Annotated in this window: 3 protein-coding genes and 1 pseudogene; 2 read left to right on the top strand and 2 right to left on the bottom strand. The window is 72.8% G+C overall.

Translation table 11 applies throughout. The annotated features are described in order from the left end of the window. Window positions 1-53: 53 nt before the first annotated feature. On the bottom strand, window positions 54-665 hold the full coding sequence (locus tag H5J33_RS26820; RefSeq protein WP_181797423.1) for a response regulator transcription factor: 612 nt from the start codon (window positions 663-665) through the stop codon (window positions 54-56). A gap of 231 nt (window positions 666-896) precedes the next feature. On the opposite strand from H5J33_RS26820, the gene H5J33_RS26825 reads away from it, so the two are divergent. Then, window positions 897-1,814: a hypothetical protein gene (locus H5J33_RS26825; protein WP_181797424.1), complete on the top strand. Its 918-nt coding sequence runs from the start codon at window positions 897-899 to the stop codon at window positions 1,812-1,814. Here H5J33_RS26825 and H5J33_RS26830 read toward each other — a convergent pair. Beyond that, window positions 1,807-3,144: a 6-phospho-beta-glucosidase gene (locus H5J33_RS26830; RefSeq protein WP_181797425.1), complete on the bottom strand. Its 1,338-nt coding sequence runs from the start codon at window positions 3,142-3,144 to the stop codon at window positions 1,807-1,809. The two genes, H5J33_RS26825 and H5J33_RS26830, sit on opposite strands and share 8 nt — an antisense overlap. A gap of 222 nt (window positions 3,145-3,366) precedes the next feature. Between H5J33_RS26830 and H5J33_RS26835 the strand changes: the two are divergent. Continuing rightward, a pseudogene (locus H5J33_RS26835) lies at window positions 3,367-3,826 on the top strand (TerC family protein); the annotation flags it as partial.

Here is a 3,826-nt window from a genome sequence, read left to right on the forward strand (position 1 = left end):
GCGCCTTCGAAAGGAGTGGACGACACGGCCGGCCGCTGTGGGTGGGGTGGCCCTCATTCACCGGTCAGGCCGTACCGCAGCGCCAGCCGGGTCAGATCAGCCCTGCGGTGAAATCCGCTCTTGCTGCGCAGCCGGTCCAGATGCGAGTGCACCGTGTTCTCGGTGATGTGCAGCGTGACGGCGATTTCCCGGTCCGTGGCTCCGTCGGCGAGAAGCCGCAGGATCTGCCGTTCCCGGTCGGTGAGACGCGGCGGCGGCGCGGGCAGGACCCGGCCGTCGAGGTCCGCGGAGAAATAACGGCTACCGGAGGCCACGGCACGGATGGCCGTCAGCAATTCCGTCTCACCGATCCTGTGGCCCAGATAACCGCGGGCGCCGGCCTCGATGCACAGCACGGCGTCCGCCTGTTTCCCGGAGGACGCCAGCACGACGACCGCGTGCCCCCTGCGGTGCAGCCGGGAGACCACGCTGGAGGTCTCCCAGGCGGACAGCTGGACGTTCAGCAGGACGACCTCGCCGTGGTTCCCCCGATCGCGGTAGTCGCCCACCTCCCTGACCGAGGTCACGATCCGCAGATCCGGTTCGGGGTCGATCACATGCGTGAGGCCGTGGGCGATCAGCGGGCAGTCGCAGATGACGCCGACAGGGGTCAGGGGTGCGTCCATACGGGCTCCAGGGCGTAGCGGACCGCCACGCGGCGGGCGCCGGGGTCAACGGCCGGCCGTCGTGCCGTCGGAACCCAGAGTGGACACAGTCCCGTCCCGCGGCACGCCCAGTGGGCCAGGCGGGCGCACGGGAGCCGGTCTCCGCCCGGGCAGACGACGGCCCCGGCGTCTCCGTGCGGAGTCCGGGGCCGGTGGCCGGGAAGGCGGACGCGTGGACCGTCAGTCCTGCTGTTGCTGCTGGCCGTCATCGCCTCCCTGCTGTTGCTGCTGGCCGTCATCGCCACCTTGCTGTTGCTGCTGGCCGCCCCCGCCACCCTGCTGTTGCTGCTGGCCGCCGCCCCCACCCTGTTGCTGCTGCTGACCGCCCCCGCCACCCTGCTGCTGCTGACCGCCGCCCCCACCCTGTTGCTGCTGCTGACCGCCCCCGCCACCCTGCTGCTGCTGACCGCCGCCCCCACCCTGCTGTTGCTGCTGACCACCCCCGCCACCCTGCTGTTGCTGCTGACCGCCCCCGCCACCCTGCTGTTGCTGCTGACCACCCCCGCCACCCTGCTGTTGCTGCTGACCACCGCCCCCACCCTGCTGTTGCTGCTGACCACCCCGGCCGCCGTGGTGTTGGTGGCCACCGCGGCCGCCCTGCTGTTGCTGGCCACCCCGGTGCTCCGGCTCGGCGAGCTTCGCGCAGGTCACCCTGGCGAACCTGGACGTCACCGTGTAGGTGTCGTTCGCAAGCCCGGTGAATTCGAAGAAGCCGCCGGGTGTCGTGGTGAACGTGCCCACCGAGACTCCTGCGGAATTTCTCGCGGTCACCGTCTCACCGTCCGGGAATCCCTTCCCCGATATCGCTATCCGGCCGCCGGCGAACTGCGACGCGGTGCACGTTATGTCGTCCCGCGCGAAAGCCGTATCGGTCGACGAGGCGGCAACGGAGATCCCTCCGGCGAGCACCATGCCCACTACGGCGGTCGCCGCGATCTGCTTCTTCATCAGTGGTTCCCATCCTTGAGCGAAAAGACTGCTCACCCACAGCAGCGTCACCCGGCGTGGGCGGAGTCTTCAAGGGGTAGAAATACCGGCTCGCACACGGGGCGGAATCGCCGACGAAACGCAGCGCACCCGGGAAGACACCCGCCGGCTCCGGCTACTTGAGGTACCCCAGCCCGGGGTGCGCGGCGGCGTACTCGTCCACCAGCCGGCGGGCGAGGTTCACGGAGTCCACCAGCGGGTGCAGGGCGAACGCCTTCACCGCGGTGGCACGGGAGCCCGACTCCGCCGCGGACAGCACCTGCCGCTCGACGTCCTTGACCGCGCACACCAGACCGGTGGCGTGGCCGGGCAGCGGATCGGCGGCCAGGGGGTGCGCGCCGCCCGCGTCCACCAGGCAGGGGACCTCCACGACGGCGTCCGCGTCGAGGACGTGGAGGGTCGAGCGGTTGCGGACGTTGAGGATCAGGGTGGCCCGTTCGTCCCGGGCGATGGCCCGCATCAGGGCGAGGGCGACCTTCTCGTAGCCGCCGGACAGGTCGTCCTCCTCGCGTTCGCCGGCGCCGGCGCTCTCCCGGTTCTCCGCCATGTACGTCGCCTCCCGCTCGGCGCGGGTGCGCTCCCAGGCGCGCAGGGCGGAGACGCCCGGGTCGGCCGCCTCGGCGTAGAACCGGGCCTGCTGGTCGCGCAGGAAGGCGCCGCGGGTCCGCTCGGCCCGCTGGTAGGCGCGGACGGTCTCCCGGTTGAAGTAGTAGTAGTGCAGGTACTCGTTGGGGATCGCGCCGAGCGACCGCAGCCAGTCGGCGCCGAACAGCCGGCCTTCCTCGAAGGAGCCGAGCAGTGCGGGATCGCCCAGCAGCCGGGGCAGTTCGTCGCGTCCGGCGACGCGCAGCGCGCGCACCCAGCCGAGGTGGTTGAGGCCGACGTAGTCGACGAAGGCGCGCTTCGGGTCGGCGCCGAGGACCCGCGCGATGCGGCGGCCGAGGCCCACGGGCGAGTCGCAGATGCCGATGACCCGGTCACCGAGGTGGCGGGCCATGGCCTCGGTGACCAGGCCGGCCGGGTTGGTGAAGTTGATGACCCAGGCGTCCGGGGCGAGCCGGGCCACCCGCCGGGCGATGTCCACGGCGACGGGGACCGTGCGCAGGCCGTAGGCGATGCCGCCCGCACCGACGGTCTCCTGGCCCGGCACTCCCGCCGCCAGCGCGATCCGCTCGTCCTCCGCCCGGCCCTGAAGACCGCCCACGCGGATCGCGGAGAAGACGAAGCGGGCGCCGCGCAGGGCCTCGTCGAGGTCGGTGGTGGCGGACACGGCGGGTGCGTCGGCAACCCCCTCGGCCTGCTCGGCCAGCACCCGGGACACCGCCCGCAGCCGGCGGTCGTCCGGATCGTGCAGCACCACCTCGGTGACCCGCCCCTCGGCGTGGTCGCCCAGCAGCGCACCGTAGACCAGCGGCACCCGGAACCCGCCACCGCCCAGAATCGTCAGCCTCACGCCCGCACCCTTCCTCGCTCCGGACCCTGCTTCCCTGCCGCACCCTTGTAGCAGACCGGCGGCCGCGCGGGCGGAGCACCGGCCGGCGGGTGCCGGGAGGACAGCCGCCGCCGCGTCCCGCGGACTCGGACGGGACGACCGGTCCGTCCTGCCGGCACGCGCTTCTTCGTCCGGGAGGCCGGCAAGCGCGTCGCCACCCCGCTGCTGGCCGTCGTCGCCGCGATCGAGGCCGCCGAGGCCGTCTTCGCCGTCGACAGCGTGCCCGCCGTACCGGCCGTCAGCAACGACGCGTTCATCGTCTACACCAGCAACGCCTTCGCCATCCTCGGCCTGCGCGCGCTGTACTTCATGCTCGCCGGCCTGCTCGACCGCTTCCACTACCTGGGCGAGGGCCTGGCCCACGTCCTGGCGTTCATCGGCGTCACGCTCGTCCTGCATGCCTCGCACAAGACGATCAGCGGCGCCGTGCCCGAGATCCCCCGGCTGCTCGGCCTCGCCGTCAGCGCCGCCGTGCTGGCCGTGTCCGCCGGCCTCAGCCGGACGCCCCTGGGGAGCCGGCGACGGCGGTGCCCACACCCCTGGCCCCGAGCCTTCCCGGAGGCCCGGGGCGCCCCCCGACCCCTGACACGCGGCTGCGGGAAACGCCGTCACCGCGGCGAGCCGCGCAGCGCCACCGCCGGGA

Source organism: Streptomyces sp. WELS2 (assembly GCF_013870595.1).
In the GTDB taxonomy this organism is placed as follows: domain Bacteria; phylum Actinomycetota; class Actinomycetes; order Streptomycetales; family Streptomycetaceae; genus Streptomyces.

What these genes read in the sequence shown, in the direction of transcription:
- H5J33_RS26820 (WP_181797423.1), bottom strand. Translation starts at nt 665, where the DNA reads ATGGACGCACCCCTGACCCCTGTCGGCGTCATCTGCGACTGCCCGCTG.